Source organism: Leptolyngbya sp. CCY15150 (assembly GCF_016888135.1).
Lineage (GTDB): Bacteria > Cyanobacteriota > Cyanobacteriia > RECH01 > RECH01 > RECH01.
Genome location: NZ_JACSWB010000006.1, coordinates 1 through 206 on the forward strand (window position 1 = coordinate 1; position 206 = coordinate 206).

Consider the following 206-nt stretch of genomic DNA (forward strand, 5'->3'; position numbering starts at 1 on the left):
TAGCTGCCGCGGCTTGGCGCACCCAGTTGATCACACTATTATGGTTGATGCCGGTCACGCGCTCGATGGCTCGAAATCCCATACCGTTGAGGGACATCGTGATACACAGGGCTTTGACCTCTTGACTATATCCCTGTTGAGGATTGTCTCGGAACTGGCGGCGGCAGTCTCGGCACAGGTAGCTTTGTTTGCCGTTGCGATGCCCA

General features: G+C 55.8%; 1 pseudogene. It reads right to left on the reverse strand.

Annotated features, from left to right (window positions below):
• Positions 1–206, reverse strand: a pseudogene (locus tag JUJ53_RS00020) (IS1 family transposase); the annotation flags it as partial.